Here is a 17648-nt window from a genome sequence, read left to right as displayed (position 1 = left end):
AGATTTTGGTTGTTATTATTTGTTGGCTGAGGTGAAAAGGCGATCGCATTGGTTATAGAACCCAGTTGTCACGACTTATCCTCAATCACCAATGTAGACTCAGCAGTACGCCCAAATTCTTCTGGCGCATATTGCAAGTGAACTTCTGCACCAGGCCAAGAAAATGTACCAGGAGTAACAGAACGGACTAAGTAATGGAGGCTATAAACTCCTGGTTCCAGGTGGTCGGCATAGGCGATAATGCGATCGCGGTACACATTCTTAAACCCAAGTTCCCAGCTATCGGCTTTTGCTTGTAATGCAGCGGTAGCAGTTTGAAAACTTGCATCCACCGCCTCAAAACCTGATGGTAAAGGATCTTTTATCACCAGATGATCCACAGAACGATCGGCGATGATTTCTAAACCAATATCAAACACCTGTCCAGAGGCTAAAGTCAAGGGTTTATCAAAAGCATAAAGACCTGTTTTTTGCAAAACTTTCTCTTTATTTACTTGACTAATTTCTCGTGTTATGCGTAGTCCGTTAAATCTGCCTGCTTGATTTCCTTGCAAGCGATAATTGTAAGCAACCAGATAGTGCAAAGTGCCATTACCTGATTTTTGCAGGGTTAAATCATTACGCTCACGAGGTAATTTATTCATCGGCACATTTAGCTGTAAGCTGGGATTTTGGTAGCCATTAAACTGATTTTCTCCTAACTTATTACCAGCTAATTCCACTGTGGCAACAAAATTAGGTGGTGTGGCTTGCAGTTGACTATAATCTACCAAAGCTGTTAAAGCTTGGGCATTATTATAGTTAGTTTGCCATGTACCATCTCGTCGCAATGCCAAAAGACTTTGGAATAACTTATCTATAACTTCGGGTTTACTTTGTTTGGCAATAAATAATCGTAAAGCTTGCGCTTGCGTCGTGGTAGATGAACTCATCCATCCCCAACTAGTTGGTAAACTCACAACTGCTGTGCGACCAGTTTCATAAATATTCTGTTGCAGCTTATTCACTAATTGCTGAGATTCATCTTGCCATTCTGGGAATTGAGATAAGTATCGCGCTAGTTTAATTTGAGTTGCTACATCAAAGTTATTGCGCTGTTCGTAAATATCTGCGAGGAAAGTATTGCGTTTATCTCCCAATTCTGCTAAGGAGATTAAAGCATTAAGTTGCAGTTGCCTTTTACAGAGTAGTTGTTTACAAAAGTCGTATTCTCCGGGGTTTGCTAGAACTTTTGGTAAATAAGCTTTCAGGCGAGATACCATTGCAGAATCGACTAAATTAGGGAACACCTGACTAGCTTTAGCCAAAGATTCACCCGTATAGGAAGAAATCCAAGGGTCGGATTTTTCTTGTCCAGGGAAAGCAGCAAAACCACCATCGGCTATTTGGAGTTTTTGTAATTTTTCAATTGCTTGACTCGCTTGTTGGCTAGGATTAAATTCTGCAAAGGTCTGACCATATTTTTGGGCAATAGTTTGCAAATTTGCCGCAATTATTAACTGACTCGCCGCCGGTTCTGTAAATGGTAAATCATTATCTTCTAAAACTTGTTTTGCTGGTGCTTTAATTTCTGGAATCAAAGTACTCGCCAACTGAATATTTAAACCCCCCGCATCAGGGAAGGTATTTTTATCAACATTCAGGGGAATCTTCACCTGTTTGTCAGTGACACCAGATTCAACGACTTGTTCTGTAATTTCAATTGGCTTAATTTCCAAAGGTACTTCAAAAGCATCTGCGGCTGTACCATTTAGCTGAGTCGTAAAGCGAACTTTACCAGTTCCCACACTATCCGCCACCATTGGAAAACGATAAGCGTGAGTTGCGGATTCAGCTTTGGTTTGCAAAGAAGTAGCTGTGGGGTTTTTGTCAGCAAACTTCACCGTACCGCTAAGTTCGCCATTAATTGAGAGATTTCCTGTATTCCCAGTGTTGTTAGTTACAGATAAACCAGCGAGAATGCGATCGCCTGGACGGGCAAACTGTGGCAAGATGGCATTAGTTAGCAGTGGCTTGGTGCTGATAAACGTCGCCTCCCCATTCCCGAAACGCAGATTTCCATCAGTGGCCACAGCCATCACCCGCCATGTAGTTAAGTCATCCGGGAGTTTAAAGGTTATCTGTGCATTACCATTTGCATCGGTGACGACAGAACCGTTGTAGTAAGCTAAGGCTTGAAAATCGGTGCGAGTGCGAGTATTGGCTGCACCAGTGGAGAAACCACCGCCATAACCCCAACCTTTCGGTTTAGCTACATCTTGTGCTTGTAATATGACATCCGGTCGATTATCGCTAAAGCGCGTAGAAATTGGCTGTTCTGCATAAACTGTGTCTACCAAATCTGGCGGACGATAACCAGAAAGTTGTAACACCGCTTCATTTACCACCATGACTGTAAACTGTCCTTTGGTGGGGTTTCCTTGATTGTCCTTCAATTCGAGTTCTACCGTTTCTTCTGCACCAGGTTCTAATGATGCTTGCACTGGTTTAACTTGCAGTTTTAAATACTTATCTTCTAAATTAACTTTAAAAGGCGTAAAACCAATCTTCACTAAGTTATCTAAACTTCCCGCTTCCACTTGATTGATGGGTTTACCTTGTCTTACTAAGACAGCTTCAATGGCTGCATTTGGCAGCATTTCTGGTGTAACTTGAAACTGAATTTGTGGCGCGCCTCCCTGAACTTTGATTATCTGCTGATAAAGAGGTTTATCTTTAATCACAGCAAAGTACAATTCTGCATCTGGATAGGGAGATTGAATTAGTGCAGTAGCGGTTTCACCTGCTTTGAACTCTTTTTTATCTAGTTTAACTTCTAAGACATCTTCTTCTCTAGAACCCCAAAATACCGGATTTTCTCCAGTTGCCCAAATTTGCAAATCTGTGGCACTTGATTCGCTTTTTGCATCGCTAAAATTAACTCTAATCCGATATGAGGCGGATTCCGGTGCTGTTAAACTTACTGATTGCGGATTGCTAGCAGATGTAATTTCTGCTTGCCCCACAGTTTTATATTCAATTTGATTTTTTGGTGTTCGGCTACCTTCCACCAACTGGGTGACGCTGCTATATTTAATCTGTTGTAATTCCACCTGTACCCGTTGACCTGTTATCGGTTTTCCTGTAGGGTCAGTAACAATCACTTCAATAGGGAAAGGCTTACCAGCATCAGCAATAAAATTACTTTTTAGTCCGATGAGGCGATTACTCGGTAAAGCTGTAAATGTTTTGGAATTCGCTACAGACAGATTAGAAACATCTGCAACTTGCACATCTACTTGGTAAGTCATCGGATATGGTAAATCATTAGCCACATTCACAGTTTGACTACTTTTACCATTAGCATCTAGCTGGGCATTAGTTTGCAATACATCAGTAGATATAGTAGGCGTTTCCTCTGGCCATAACCATTGCCTACCAAAAGTAAATCCTTCCCAACCTTTAGGAACAAAATCAGCTTGCTGGCGAGTGATAAAATATTTTGCTTCTCCACCTTCTACAGGTGCGCCAAACAAATAATTGCTTGTAGCATTAATATTAACTTTATCGTCAATGAGAGCAAATTCTTTATCTAAGTTGAGTTCGACTTTAAAATTGGGTGGCTTAAACTCAGCTACTCGAAATTCTCCAGAAATTTCTTGTCCATTTTTACCTTTAGCCTGGATTGTATAGTAGCCTAAGCGCTGAGTAGTTTTAATTGGTAGTTCCAGAGAAAAACTGCCAAATTCATTTGTGGTTTGCGTACCTAAGCTAGTTTTTTGCCCATCGGGATTTACCAAAGTTAATTGGTAAGCAGCATTTTTATCTTGCTGAATTGCACCATTTTGTAAATAGTCGGTAAAACCAGTTAACCAAGCCTTTTCGCCTGGTTGATATAACTGTCTATCCGAGAAAATTATCCCGCGTGATTCTGGCTTACTATCTTGCCAACCAGCATCAATACCGTAACCATAAACACCGCTATATTCTTCAGTTCTAGCAAATGCCCAATCTTGATTCTCACGGGCAATTACTAATAACTGTGGTGATTTACTAGAACTTTCATTCCCAGAATAACATTTCTGTAATCCTTCACGAACAATTCTAAAAATTCCATTGTCATCAGTTTTACCTGTTGCACAAGGTACTGGTTGTGGACGAGATTTTGCTTGTAATTTTGATTGATAAATTTCAACAGCAGCTGTTTTAACTGGCGAACCATCTGTAAGATGATTGACGCGAATTAACCCTGACTCAGGAAACCACTGAGTAAATACGCCCAAATTAGTCAATTCAACTAAGCCATAAGTCGTAGGTTCGCGCCACAGTTCCTTACCATTTTCTTGATATTTATTAGTGCGGGCTTGGACTCCATAAGCTAACATCCCCGTAACAGCACTAATTTTTTCTCGCAAAGGAACGGCAATATCAACTGATTGATTTTTCTTACCCGATACCTTAAAGCTTTGCCAATCAGAAGGTTGTGGTAATAAATCACTACTATTATTAAAATAAACTAAATCTGTTGGGTTAACTACTCGATAAGCTGCTTTGTACTTAGATTCTGGGAGATTTCCCGTACTAATATTTAGCTGCAAATCTTTACCTGTGGGGAAAATATTCAAATCTGATGGTACCCAGATATCCCCAGCTAAATCTCCAGTATCATATTTAAATGTGACGGGTTTACCTAAAGTCTGCCCAAACTTATCTTTGAGATTAGCGCCGATAGTAATTGTATAAGTCTTGGCGGGTTCTAGCGCATAAGGATTAATGCCGACAATTTTATCTTCATCATTTACTTCCAAAATTCTGGAAATTTCTTTTGGTGCTGGATTAATGGTAATATTTTCTTTAGCTGAATCTGCTAATAAAACGTTATTAAATTCTAGCTGCGGACTGCCTTTAAGAAATCTTCCATAGGTTCCGCCTGAATCCGGCTGTCCGTAATAGTTAATTTTTTGAAATGCTAAAGGCGAATAAGTTGCTAATTTACTGGCAAATTCTTTCGCTGTAGCTAGATTGCCATAAGCAGGACGGATTCCGGGAGAAAATACTAGCCGATAACTAGTTGCTTTTTCCAGATTTTGCTGTGGGATGAGATTATAAATCCAATTGCGTGCTGAAGGGTCAAACTTTTCTAAAGGGTCTTCTTCATTTTTTAAGGGTTTTTCTTCTTTGTTTAATTCGACTTTAAAACCTATACCTTTATTTTTACCTTCGGCAATTAACTGTAAATGTTCTTGTACAGAAGCTAAATCCAATTCGACATTGGAAGTAAACTGTAACTTCTGTTGTAAATCAATTGGCTCGATATCAGCCTTTTCAATGGGGTTGACACCGGGTAAATTAGTCAGGTTGATAGATTCGGTATTAAAAGTCCAAGGTAAATCTTTGTCTAGGCGATGATTTTTTAAATCACCTAAACCTGCTTTGAGAGTGACTTGAAATCGTGTCGCTATTGGTAATGCTTTCTCAGCTTGAAATCCTACCATGCGTGGTGTCAAAAAGCGAAATTGACCGGGTAAAGGCGGCCAAAGGGCAAATTTTTGTAATATTTTTTGCTGTTCTGGACTATCAAGACTTTCAACTGGGATTAAAGCCTCTTTAAAACGGATGCGGATTTGATTGAGTGGTTTCGCATCTCCAATGGGACTTATTTGTTCAATCCAGTCTGGTAATTTTGGTGGTGTGAGTGAAGAAACTGCTGGAAGTTTTTCTTTACTTGAGTTTATACCAAAAAAATTACACCCTGCCATCCCTAATATAAATGTAAAAAGAAGAAGAAATTGTATTGTTCTCTTCCGCCTTGAAAAACGTCTAATTTTTTTTAACGTAGACGCTTCTCTACGAGATGCTACGCGAACGGCTTGCCGCAGGCTACTGCCAATAACCCTAAGAAGGCGATAGGTTATTTTATGCTGGAAACGCAGTAAAACTCTGATAATCATTTTTCTAGTAATTAAAAATAAAAAATTCACGCACTATAGCAAATAAAAACTTTCATTCCCTGATGGAGTCGGAAATGCCAAGGCTAATAAAGGACGTAAGATAACTAGTTTTTTTTACACAAGCTGCGGATGTAACGTATGTTTATTTACATAGATAACTAATCTAGTGTTATTGTTCCAAAAATGACTACAATTCTTAACTATAAAGAAGTATTTAAATTTCGCAAACATTAATTTACATCTGCTGAGTTAGTAAAAATTAATTATTAAGGATTTGAAATATTTACTGATGTAGATGTAATCGCTGCGTCAAGATTAAGGTAGGTATTCTTGGACAGGGGATTCCCTGATGAAACTAATTTTACGATCGCTACTCAAACTTAAGCGCACTAGTAAAGTTATCATAGCTGTGCTGCTAATCTGTCTCGTGATACGCTTACTACCTTATTTTGCGCCCATCCGGGCCGCAGATATTGCCCAAAATCAGTTGGCAATGCAATTTAGCGATCGCAATGGTTTACCATTAGGAACATTACTCACCCGCGACCAAGAACATACATCAGTAGTACCCCTAAATCAGGTTTCGCCCCAGTTTACCCATGCTATTTTAGCCGCTGAAGATGGTAGCTTTTACCATCATGGGGCGTTGGATATGAAAGCTGTTATCCGCGCCAGCAAAGAAGCCATCCACGCGAAAAGAATTGTTTCCGGCGCTTCCACAATTACTATGCAGTTGGCGCGGATGTTAGATCCTGTCCCGCGTAGCTTCTCTGGTAAACTGAGTGAGATTTGGCTATCTTGGCGGTTAGCAGCAGGGATGAATAAAGATGAAATTCTCTCTGCATATATCAATCGCCTGCCAATGGGCGGGAATATATATGGTGTAGAAGCAGCTGCGCGGACTTATTTTTCCATCCCTGCTAGTGAGTTGAATCTTGCTCAAGCTAGTTTGTTAGCTGCTATTCCCAATAATCCCACATATTTTAACCCTTACGAACATTGGGAACGACTTAAGCAGCGACAAAAATACGTTCTTAATCGGATGATACAGGAAAAGTATATTAGTGGTGCGAACGCCACCCGAACACATACCGAAAAAGTTGTGTTTCAATCTCGCCAACAGGGAATTATCGCTGCGCCACACTTTTTATTTTGGTTAGCCAATCAGTTTGATAAGACGCAAACAGAACAAAATTCCCCCATTCGCACAACTATCAATCGCCCCTTGCAGCAGTTTGTCGAAGCACAGGTACAGCAGATAATTTCTTCCCTCGCCGCTAATAATGTTCATGATGCAGCCGCATTGGTGATTGATAACCACACTGGTGAAGTTTTGGCTTATGTCGGTTCGCCTGATTACTTTAATGAAGCCAAACTGGGACGCAATGATGGAGTGCAAGCGCTACGTCAACCAGGTTCTACCCTTAAGCCTTTTGTCTATGAACTAGCTTTAGAAAAAGGTTTAATTCGCCCAAACACCATTTTGGCAGATGTACCCGCCCATTATGCAATTCCCGGCGCGAAACTTTACAGCCCCACAGATTACACCGAAAGATTTCTTGGCCCGGTGCGGGTGCGAATCGCTTTAGCAAATTCTTTAAATGTACCTGCAATAAAGGTGTTAGAAAAAGTTGGTGTGGAAACTTTTTTAGAACGACTGCATCAGCTGGGATTTGAACACCTCAATCAAACTCCAGAACATTATGGTTTAGGTTTGACTCTAGGTAGTGGCGAAGTCAGTCTTTGGGAATTAGCCCGTGCTTATCTGACCATAGCACGACAAGGAGAGGCGATTCCTTTAGTAAGCACATTTTCCAATTCCCCAATTCAAAAGACGTTGGCAGACTTGCTAACGCTACGCTATCCAAAATCTCAAATCCAAAATCCGACAATATGGCAATTAATCACCAATATACTCAGTGACAGCTATGCTCGTGCAACAGCATTTGGTGTAGACTCAGTGTTAAATTTACCCTTTCCTGTTGCTGTTAAAACTGGCACTTCTTCCAATTTTCGTGATACTTGGACTGTTGGCTTCACCACAAATTATACTGTCGCTACTTGGGTAGGCAATTTCACTGGCGAACCAATGCGACAAGTTTCAGGTGTGACGGGCGCAGCACCTTTATGGAATCGAATTATGTTACATCTGCACGAACATCAAGAACCAGCAGGTTTTCCATCTCCAGAAGGTTTAGTACAATTACCTGTTTGTGCAATTTCTGGGTTACGACCCACCCCAAACTGTACCTCAGTGGTGCAAGAATATTTCTATCCTGAAGATAAAAGTAATTACGAACGTGACAATCAATTCAATTTGCCACCAGAGTATGATGAATGGTTAGCAAAACAACAACAGTCAAATTTTACTTCTACCAATTTGAGAATTTTATCTCCGCATCATGGCGATTTATTTTTAGTTTATCCTGGTGAAGAAGCAAAGCAAAAACTCGAATTTAAACTAGCGGGAAATAAATCTGCACCAGTGGAGTGGTGGTTAAACGGCGAAAAGTTAGATACAAACTCAGCTAATTCTTTATTTTGGAATTTGCGTCCTGGTAAGTGGACTTTGGAAGCGAAAAGCGGGGAAATAAGTGACAAGGTAACTTTTCAGGTGGAGTTAGCTAATGTTAAACCTACGCGTCGAGGATTTTCTATTAGTAATAATTAAAATAGCAACGATAACTCTCTGTCAATGGGGAACTATTTAACGTGTCTGCTTGATAGGAATCTCAATGATAAACTCTGTACCCTTACCAGGTACAGAAATACACTGAATTTTTCCTTGATGTTTTTCCACTATAATCTCGTAACTAATAGATAATCCTAAACCAGTACCTTTACCTATAGGTTTAGTAGTAAAGAAAGGGTCAAACAATCTAGTTTGATCTTCTTCACTTATTCCTAAACCATTATCTTTTATACTAATAATTACAGACTCTTCATTTTTAACTTGAGTATGGATAATAATAGAATTAAGCTGTCTTTCAATATCTCCTTTTAAACACTCTACTTTCCGTTGATGTAAAGCATCAATAGCGTTACTGAGGATATTCATAAAGACCTGATTTAATCCTCCTGCATAACATTCAACAAGAGGCAAATTTCCATAATCTTTAATAATTGCAATTTCCTGCTGTTTCTGATTTTCTTTGAAACGATACTGTAAAATTAATAGGGTGCTATTAATTCCTTCATGAATATCAACAAATTTCATTTCTGCTTCATCAAGGCGTGAGAAGTTACGCAAAGTTAGTACAATTTCGCGAATACGTTCAGTACCAACTGCCATTGATGATAAGACTTTTGGCATATCATCAACAATAAACTCTAAATCTATTTCATTAATTAGAGTAGTTATTTCTGGTTTTTCACTAGAACATTGTTGCTGATACAGTTTAATTAAAGTTAGTAATTGCTGACTATATTCTCTAATATGTATCAGATTACCATAAATAAAATTAACTGGATTATTGATTTCATGAGCAACACCAGCAACTAGCTGACCTAATGAAGACATTTTTTCAGTTTGAATAAGTTGTACTTGAGTGTGTTGCAATTCTTGCAGCGTATTTTGTAGCTGAACATTTTTATGTTTTAATTTTGCCGTTCTCTCCGCAACTTGCATTTCCAATCGATAATTCGTTTCTTCTAAAGCGGCTTGAGCAATTTTTTTGGCTTTTAAGTATTGCTGTAATAAATGCAATACTTAAAGCCATGCCGGAATCAGCATTGCTAAACTTATAATAGACTCCGAAATTGCCCATAGGATTCTTTGATAATATTCATCAACCCTCTGCTGTAATTGAAGCGAGATATTAGACTTTCTTTTCATTACCCCATCAGCATAAATTTGCTTCTGAGTTTCATATTCGCGGCTAAAAAGTAGTTGTTGTGCTGTCTCTTTTTGATTTTTATTAACTAAATCAAAAGATTGATATTCCATTGCGACTAGGCGCTGATTAGCAGCATCAACTTTCTTAGTACCCTCATTTTTATATGCTTTAGGAGCTAGTTTAATCGATTCTTGAATAGCAATATCAAGCTTAGGTTCAAATTGGCGATATCGTTGTTCCCAAATAGTGTTTCCTGTAGCAGCATTCATGCGGGCTGACATAGTTAGTACTTCATCAAAATAAGTAATTTCATCACTTAATCTTTGAAGTTTAAATTCATTTTTAGTAATGCTATTGAAGTTATAATATGCTTCCAAGTTGAGCCAAACTTGAGGAATGAATAAGAGCAGAGTAAGCAGTACTGTTACAGTTATTAGTTGAGAGGAAGCAAATCTCAGTTTATAAGGTAGGTGCATTTTGATACTATTTTTTAGATATGTTTTAATTCGGTATTGTCGCAATTAATACTCTTGCATCAGTTTAGACTCATCAGTATTGATACCGAAAAAATTTCTCAAAAATCCTATAGTTTCATTTTGGTAAATTTCAAAGCCAATTTCATTTATTTGTTTAATTTTAATCTTTCTGCCATAAATAAATCCTAATTTAAAACTCATAAAGTCTAACTTGGAAAAATTATAAGGAACTGGATATATAAATTTAGCAAATAATTGATAGATGAACAAATGTAGTTGATTAGTCTTTAAGTCATTACCCATTGTAAATCCTATGACAAAAGCTTCATCTTGAGAAGAAATCCCTCTATCTAAAAGTATGTGAATATAATCATGATGGAGCAGACTAATTTTTCCAGGTAATGCCATTATGCTATTAGGATTCTCTAGCAGCCAAATGACAAAAGGCATTTTCGGCTCACCATGTAACCTAAATACTAATGAATGTGCTTTTTTTAAATTCATTTGAGCGATATCTATTTGAAAAGCTTTATCTAAATCAAAAGCCATATTCTGTATATTTATAATCAAGCAACTAACTTATTAATATTTGTTTTTCTTCTAATTTGTCTATCATTCTCAACAAAATTATTTTTATTTTTATAATTAAGTATATAAAAAATAACTTTACACAAAATTACAGTATTATCACTGAAGCTTGTGCTAAGGGCAAAAGCATCTAAATGAAGAATCATTGAGTGAGATAAATTGCTGCAACTCTGCTGTGAAAAAAGATGTTGCTACACATAGAGCGATCGCACTTCGGTTGATGGTCTGTTTCTCACAGTCTTGAATTAGATGAATGTGTTGCTCGATACAAGTAACGAATTACATACCGGAAAGTGTCAAACTAAATATGAAGTTTATAGAAAAACTGCAAACTCAAACCATGACTCAGCAACCAACTGATTTAGATAATAAAGCTGTATTTGAGCAGTTGTGGGAGATTACAAAGGAACTCCGCCAAAAATTAGAGGCTCGTTTTCAGTTACATCCAGACCCTTCTGTAGAAAATTTACAGCAATACAGCAGTCTTGATGGCAACATGAAAGGTTCGCTAACCGCTTTTTCTGGGGAAGAAATTGACTGGCTACTGCATTCGTGGTTGGGAAACCCGGAAAAATCAAACTTTGGGACTATGCGTCTCACTACTTGGTTGAAGTCCCATATTCAGGTTCCTCATTTGGCCTTCGAGTTTGGCACACTTCCAAATATTTTCTTTTATATAGATTACATTCCTCGGACTGAGCTTTTAACCGATTTGGCATCTCTAGATCGCTACTATGAGCCAGTTAATGAAACATTCTTAAAGTTACAGCAAGATTCGCGGCTCAAGGTATTTACTAGCAAAAGTGCGTATATTCGCTTATTTCAATCGCCCGTTAGCTTGTGTTACACAGGCGCACCTACTTTTGAAACCCTGGAACTAACTCGCACACTTGCACACGAAACACTCGATCGCTGGTTAACTTGGGTAGATGGCACTGAACCTGTGCCAGAAGATGCACAAGAAACTTTAGCTGCTCGTGATTTAGAGCTCCGCCGTATCAGTGCTGAACGCGATCCAGGTAATAAATTTGCCGCACAGATGTTTGGCTCGGAATTGACAGAGAAACTTGTGCGATCGCTCTGGGGTGGCGATCGCATTCTCTAAATTAGTCATTTGTCATTGATCATTTGTCATTGGTCATTTATTATGACTCTCAATTTTCCATGTCCACTAATTTAGAATCGTACTGCGCTTTAGCATCGCAAGTTACCTGTTATGCAATCAACCTTCACTCGCGATCGCCAATCACACTTTTACCCTGCTAATACTATGCTGGAAAGAGAAGTAGACCGCAAACACTTCCTGCAAACACAGCAAACCACCATTGAGTGCGAGTGCTTCACCAACCTAGGGATGATTTGAATTTGGGAATGGAAATTGGGGATTAGGAAGTAATAACAAATGACAAATGACAAATGACAAAACCAATAGAAGTCCGCAATCCCCGAACTGGCAAATTTGACTACGTAATTATCCCGCCGCCTCCAAGGTTGGTGGTACAGCAATGTAAGCGGACGCGCCGGGCACAAGTTCGCTGGCAGAAATTGGGCTTAGAGGGAAGGATTGAAGCTTTACAGCAGTGGAAAGATGCGATAATATCTGGACGCGATCGCCTCACGGAAGCTTTGGTAAATGATACAGGAAGATTGTCAGCCTCGATATTAGAAATAGACTCTTTCCTCTCCAGCATTGATCGCTGGTGTCGGTTAGCACCGGAATTGTTGCAAGAATCTGCAAAAAATACAGCCATTCCCTTTATTGCTTTACAACAAACATCTGTTCCTTATCCCCTAGTTGGGGTAATTAGCCCGTGGAATTTTCCGCTGTCACTGTCTACTGTTGATACCATTCCGGCATTGTTGGCAGGTTGTGCTGTCATTGTCAAACCCAGTGAAATCACTCCTCGCTTCGTAGCACCACTGATTACAGCACTCAATGCCATTCCCAAATTGCACGAGGTATTAACTTTTGTGGAAGGAGCAGGTGCAACCGGATCTGTTTTAATTGAAAATGTAGATTTGGTGTGCTTTACAGGCAGTGTAGCCACAGGGAGAAAAGTTGCACAGGCGGCTGCAAAACAGTTTATTCCAGCTTTTTTGGAATTAGGAGGAAAAGATCCTGCGATCGTTTTAGAATCAGCCAATTTAGAATTAGCAACCTCAGCAATATTGTGGGCTTCCGTCGCCAACACCGGACAGTCATGCCTCTCAATTGAGCGAATTTACGTTGCAGACTCCATATTTGAAAAGTTTTACCATCAACTAGTAGCCAAAGCACATCGCCTTGGGCTAGCCTATCCCACAGTCGAAAGTGGAGAAATTGGCCCCATCATCGCTGAAAGACAAGCAGCCATTATTAGCGATCATCTCCTAGATGCAGTGGAAAAAGGAGCAGTAATTCACAGCGGCGGTGTAATCGAGGATTTAGGTGGGGGTTGGTGGTGTCGTCCTACAGTGCTTACCCAGGTTAATCATTCCATGAAAGTGATGACCGAAGAGACTTTTGGCCCCATTATGCCAATAATGCCTTTTTCCACAGTTGAGGAAGCGGTGTCTTTAGCCAATGATTCAATTTATGGATTAAGTGCTGCTGTATTTGCCTCGGAAACAGAAGCCTTAGAAGTTGCTCACCAAATAGATGCAGGTGCTATTAGTATCAACGATGCTGGACTCACTGCCATTATGCATGAAGGAGAGAAAAACACCTTTAAATTCTCTGGTTTGGGAGGTTCACGTATGGGTGCGGCGGCGCTGAAACGGTTCATGCGAAAAAAAGCTATTTTGATCAAAACTAACGCTACTAATGATCCTTGGTGGTTTGATAATCAAGAATAGTGAAGGAATAATAGAGAATTGATAACATGAAAAATAAATAAAAATGAAAAATAATAGTATCTAATAAAGCTTATAGAAATAGGAGTTCAAACATGACTATCATTAAAGCAGATATTATATAACTCTCATCTCAAATTTCAACTTAGTAAGGTACATACATGGCCAAAGGTGACAAAATAAACTTTTCTACCCCTAGCGGGTTTCCAGAATTTCTTCCTAGCGAAAAGCGTCTAGAATTATATTTGCTAGATATTATTCGTAGAGTTTTTGAAAGCTATGGATTTACGCCCATCGAAACACCTGCTGTAGAACGTTTAGAAGTGCTACAAGCTAAAGGAAATCAAGGCGATAATATCATTTATGGAATTAATCCTATATTGCCACCAAATCGACAAGCCGAGAGAGATAAATCGGGCGAAACAGGTTCGGAAGCAAGAGCTTTAAAGTTCGATCAAACAGTTCCTTTAGCGGCGTATATTGCCCGTCACCTGAATGAATTAACCTTTCCCTTTGCCCGCTATCAAACCGATGTAGTTTTTCGGGGAGAACGGGCGAAAGATGGGCGTTTTCGTCAGTTTCGCCAGTGTGATATTGATGTAGTTGCGCGTCGCGAACTCAGCTTGCTCTATGATGCTCAGATGCCTGCAATTATCACTGAGATATTTGAAGCAATTAAGATTGGTGATTTCCTGATTCGCATCAATAACAGAAAAGTTCTGACTGGCTTCTTTAAATCATTGGGTATTGCCGAAAATCAAATAAAATCATGTATTGGTATTGTTGATACTCTAGAAAAGATTGGCGAAAGTAAAGTAAAACAAGATTTAGAAAAAGAAGGAATTTCAACTGGACAGGCGCAAAAAATTATTGAATTTATCAAAATAGACGGTTCGGTTGATGAAGTCTTAGATAAGCTTAAGCACCTCGGTCAAAATCTGTCAGAAACTGAGGAATTGAGCTTAGGAGTTACCGAATTAGAAACGGTAATTGCTGGGGTACGTAATCTCGGTGTTGCCGAAAATCGTTTCTGTATTGATTTATCCATTGCCCGTGGTCTGGATTACTATACTGGCACAGTTTATGAAACAACTCTATTAGGACATGAAGCTTTAGGTAGTATTTGTTCTGGCGGTAGATATGAAGAATTAGTCGGGGTATTTTTGGGTGAAAAAATGCCTGGTGTCGGTATTTCTATCGGCTTAACTCGTTTAATTAGTCGTTTGTTAAAGGCTGGTATTCTAAATACCTTAGCTGCTACACCAGCCCAAGTGATGGTAGTGAATATGCAAGAAGATTTAATGCCCACTTATTTAAAAGTTTCTCAACATCTGCGTCAGGCAGGAATTAATGTCATAACTAACTTTGATAAGCGTCCCTTGGGTAAACAATTTCAATTAGCAGACAAGCAAGGAATTCAATTTTGCGTAATTATTGGTTCTGAAGAAGCAGCAGCGCAAAAGTCATCGCTCAAAGATTTGAAAACAGGTGAGCAAGTAGAAGTGCTACTAGAAAATTTGGCTGAGGAAGTTAAAAGAAGACTTAAGTAGCTAGGTATAATTCAACATAAAGTAAAATCCTATTTCGTAGTCAGCGATTCATCGCTCAAAGCAAAGATTATGAGGACTAGTCATTTATGAGTTTATCGGATGTCCCTAATCTCTGGGTTCCTATAGCACTTTTAGGTTTCATTGTTATCGCTGCTGTATTTTTCAGCCGCAGCAATTGATATTTAAAGCATTACAGTTGAGGTGGAGGTTGCTACTTGGTACGATAAAGTACAGAGTGTCACAACTTACTTTCAAGTAAATAAAAAGGGAATGCGTACATGGGAAAAGGGAGATTAGAAGCATTCAGCGATGGAGTGATTGCCATCATCATCACCATCATGGTGCTGGAAATCAAAGTACCGCATGGGTTCGATTTAGCTGCGCTACGTCCATTAATCCCGGTATTTCTGAGCTATGTGTTGAGTTTTATTTATATCGGCATCTACTGGAACAATCACCATCACCTACTACAAGTAGTCCGACAGGTTAATGGGCGTATCCTTTGGGCCAATTTGCATCTGCTGTTTTGGTTGTCGCTAATCCCCTTCGTCACTGGTTGGATGGGCGAGAATCACTTTGCTGCTATGCCAGTTGCCCTTTATGGTGCGGTGTTGTTGTTGAATGCGATCGCTTACTTCATTCTTACCCGCACCCTGATTTCTTACCACGGCAAGGATTCGACTCTAGCGATCGCAGTTGGTGAAGATTTCAAAGGAAAATTATCAGTAGTTGTCTATGCTGTGGCAATTCCACTTGCCTTTGTGAACTCATGGTTTGCCTGTGCATTATACGCTTTAGTCGCAGTCATCTGGCTAATCCCCGATCGTCGGATTGAGAAGACTCTCACTCCCTAAACAAATTACGAATTACCTACAAGTGCAATACCTAAACACAAAAAATCATTCTATTTATTGGTGATTTTATTTTTTGGAAGTCCCTAATCACCCCAAACAACTAAAACTACCTAAAACTACACTGAAATTGCTGATAACTGCTAAACTCCAAAAGCTAAGATCGTCTAAGTAGGGAATCTAAAACAAAACCTCACTTGAGAAATTAGGAGCAAGAGCGTGAATTTGGACGATTTAGCTTTGCACATAGAGAACATGCGTAAGCGCGTCGCCCTCTTGCAACGCCAAAGTGAACAGCAAGAAGCACAAGCAGATATTGAACTCGTTACCGCAGTATTCAAAGAAGTTTACCTAGCTTTGGAAGAACTCCAACTAGTGAATGAAGATTTAAAGCAGCAGAATGAAGAATTATCCAAAACTCAACAGGCATTGGTAGCAGAAAGTCAACGCTACCAAGAATTATTTGAGGAAGTACCAGACGCTTATTTTGTGACTGATACAAAAGGGATAATTCAAGAAGCTAACTCAGCCGCCACCACTCTGCTTAACATTTCCAAAAGTTTGTTGTTGGGTAAATCCATAGGGATTTTTGTGCTTGAGAAAGAAGTAATTGCTTTTCATTTAAAACTAACTCATCTGCGCGATCGCACCCAATTCCCAGACTGGAAAATGCAAGAGTGGGAAGTAAACTTGCGACCCCGTGACAAAAAACCTATTATGGCTGCGGTTAAGGTTGCTGCTATCCGTAATCAATCTAGTGAGTTAGTTAGTCTGCGCTGGCTATTGCGGGATATTGGCGAAAGTAAACGAACCCAAGCCAAGCTGCAATGGGCAGAAGAGGCGATGCGACAAGCGCTTGCCAAAGAAAGGGAGTTTAGCGAACTTAAATCCCGCTTGCTCACCATCACCTCACATGAGTTTCGCACCCCTTTGGCTACCATCCACTCTTCTGCGGAATTACTAGAACATTATCGCCACCTCTGGAGCGAACAGCGACAACAAACCCACCTACGTCGCATTCAAAAATCAGTTATGCATATAACCCAGTTATTGGATGATGTATTGGTGGTGAGTCAGGATGAAACAGGCAAGTTAGAGTTTAATCCAACACTCATAAATTTGGTAGAATTTTGCCGCGATATCTTAGAAGAATTACAACAGAGCGATCGCTCACAACATGCGATCGTTTTTAGCAGTGAGTGCCAATACACAAAAGCTAACTTAGACGCCAAACTACTGCGCCAAATCTTGACTAATTTATTGTCGAATTGTCTAAAATACTCTCCCATTGGCAGTACAGTTAGGTTTTCTGTAACCACTGCCAACGAGCAAGCTATATTTCAGACTCAAGACTCTGGTATTGGCATTCCCGCTTCCGACATTGAACACATCTTTGAACCCTTCCATCGCGCCAGTAATACAGCCAATATCCCAGGAATGGGATTGGGAATGTCCATCGTCAAGCAGGCTGTAGATTTACATGGCGGCGAGATTACAGTCGAAAGTGCGATCGGTACGGGAACTACCTTTACAGTCATTCTGCCATTTTCAAGAAATTTCCATGTATAGCTAATCAATCACTTTT

The 17648-nt window shown here is 39.5% G+C and carries 8 protein-coding genes and 2 pseudogenes; 7 read left to right on the top strand and 3 right to left on the bottom strand.

Going from position 1 to position 17648, the window contains the following annotated elements; all coding sequences use genetic code 11:
- Positions 1-68: 68 nt before the first annotated feature.
- Positions 69-5738 (bottom strand): alpha-2-macroglobulin family protein, encoded by a 5670-nt coding sequence (locus V7K44_RS21865; RefSeq protein ID WP_334934273.1) that lies wholly within the window; start codon positions 5736-5738, stop codon positions 69-71.
- Between the two features lie 541 nt (positions 5739-6279).
- Between V7K44_RS21865 and pbpC the strand changes: the two genes are divergently transcribed.
- A complete protein-coding gene (gene pbpC / locus V7K44_RS21860) occupies positions 6280-8601 on the top strand; it encodes a penicillin-binding protein 1C (RefSeq protein WP_334934271.1) in 2322 nt (773 codons plus the stop codon).
- A gap of 36 nt (positions 8602-8637) precedes the next feature.
- Here pbpC and V7K44_RS21855 read toward each other — a convergent pair.
- Both V7K44_RS21855 and V7K44_RS21850 read right to left on the bottom strand, forming a co-directional pair.
- Positions 8638-10242, bottom strand: a pseudogene (locus tag V7K44_RS21855) (sensor histidine kinase).
- A 45-nt stretch (positions 10243-10287) separates the two neighbouring features.
- Positions 10288-10791, bottom strand: a complete 504-nt coding sequence (locus V7K44_RS21850) for a hypothetical protein (protein ID WP_334934269.1) — start codon at positions 10789-10791, stop codon at positions 10288-10290.
- A 379-nt stretch (positions 10792-11170) separates the two neighbouring features.
- Between V7K44_RS21850 and V7K44_RS21845 the strand changes: the two genes are divergently transcribed.
- The 6 genes and pseudogenes from V7K44_RS21845 (at position 11171) to V7K44_RS21820 (ending at position 17632) form a co-directional block, all read left to right on the top strand.
- Positions 11171-11935, top strand: coding sequence for a red chlorophyll catabolite reductase (locus tag V7K44_RS21845; RefSeq protein WP_334934308.1), 765 nt, complete (start codon positions 11171-11173; stop codon positions 11933-11935).
- A gap of 135 nt (positions 11936-12070) precedes the next feature.
- Positions 12071-12193, top strand: a pseudogene (locus V7K44_RS21840) (nitrilase-related carbon-nitrogen hydrolase); the annotation flags it as partial.
- A 53-nt stretch (positions 12194-12246) separates the two neighbouring features.
- Entirely contained in the window at positions 12247-13665 is a 1419-nt protein-coding gene (locus V7K44_RS21835; RefSeq protein WP_334934267.1) for an aldehyde dehydrogenase family protein, read from the top strand.
- Positions 13666-13823: 158 nt separating this feature from the next.
- Positions 13824-15212, top strand: a complete 1389-nt coding sequence (hisS, locus tag V7K44_RS21830; protein WP_334934265.1) for a histidine--tRNA ligase — start codon at positions 13824-13826, stop codon at positions 15210-15212.
- Between the two features lie 278 nt (positions 15213-15490).
- Positions 15491-16066 carry a TMEM175 family protein gene (locus V7K44_RS21825; protein ID WP_334934263.1) on the top strand — a complete coding sequence of 192 codons (576 nt, stop codon included), beginning with the start codon at positions 15491-15493 and terminating at the stop codon, positions 16064-16066.
- 216 nt (positions 16067-16282) lie between these two features.
- Positions 16283-17632 (top strand): PAS domain-containing sensor histidine kinase, encoded by a 1350-nt coding sequence (locus tag V7K44_RS21820; RefSeq protein WP_334934262.1) that lies wholly within the window; start codon positions 16283-16285, stop codon positions 17630-17632.
- The last annotated feature ends 16 nt before the right edge of the window (positions 17633-17648 follow it).

It is taken from the genome of Nostoc sp. (genome assembly GCF_036917235.1).
Taxonomy (GTDB): Bacteria; Cyanobacteriota; Cyanobacteriia; order Cyanobacteriales; family Nostocaceae; genus Nostoc.
Note: the sequence above shows the minus strand (reverse complement) of the source record. Positions and strands in the feature narration are given on the sequence as shown.

What these genes read in the sequence shown, in the direction of transcription:
- hisS (WP_334934265.1), top strand. Translation starts at nt 13,824, where the DNA reads ATGGCCAAAGGTGACAAAATAAACTTTTCTACCCCTAGCGGGTTTCCA.
- V7K44_RS21825 (WP_334934263.1), top strand. Translation starts at nt 15,491, where the DNA reads ATGGGAAAAGGGAGATTAGAAGCATTCAGCGATGGAGTGATTGCCATC.
- pbpC (WP_334934271.1), top strand. Translation starts at nt 6,280, where the DNA reads ATGAAACTAATTTTACGATCGCTACTCAAACTTAAGCGCACTAGTAAA.
- V7K44_RS21845 (WP_334934308.1), top strand. Translation starts at nt 11,171, where the DNA reads ATGACTCAGCAACCAACTGATTTAGATAATAAAGCTGTATTTGAGCAG.
- V7K44_RS21865 (WP_334934273.1), bottom strand. Translation starts at nt 5,738, where the DNA reads ATGGCAGGGTGTAATTTTTTTGGTATAAACTCAAGTAAAGAAAAACTT.
- V7K44_RS21835 (WP_334934267.1), top strand. Translation starts at nt 12,247, where the DNA reads ATGACAAAACCAATAGAAGTCCGCAATCCCCGAACTGGCAAATTTGAC.
- V7K44_RS21850 (WP_334934269.1), bottom strand. Translation starts at nt 10,791, where the DNA reads ATGGCTTTTGATTTAGATAAAGCTTTTCAAATAGATATCGCTCAAATG.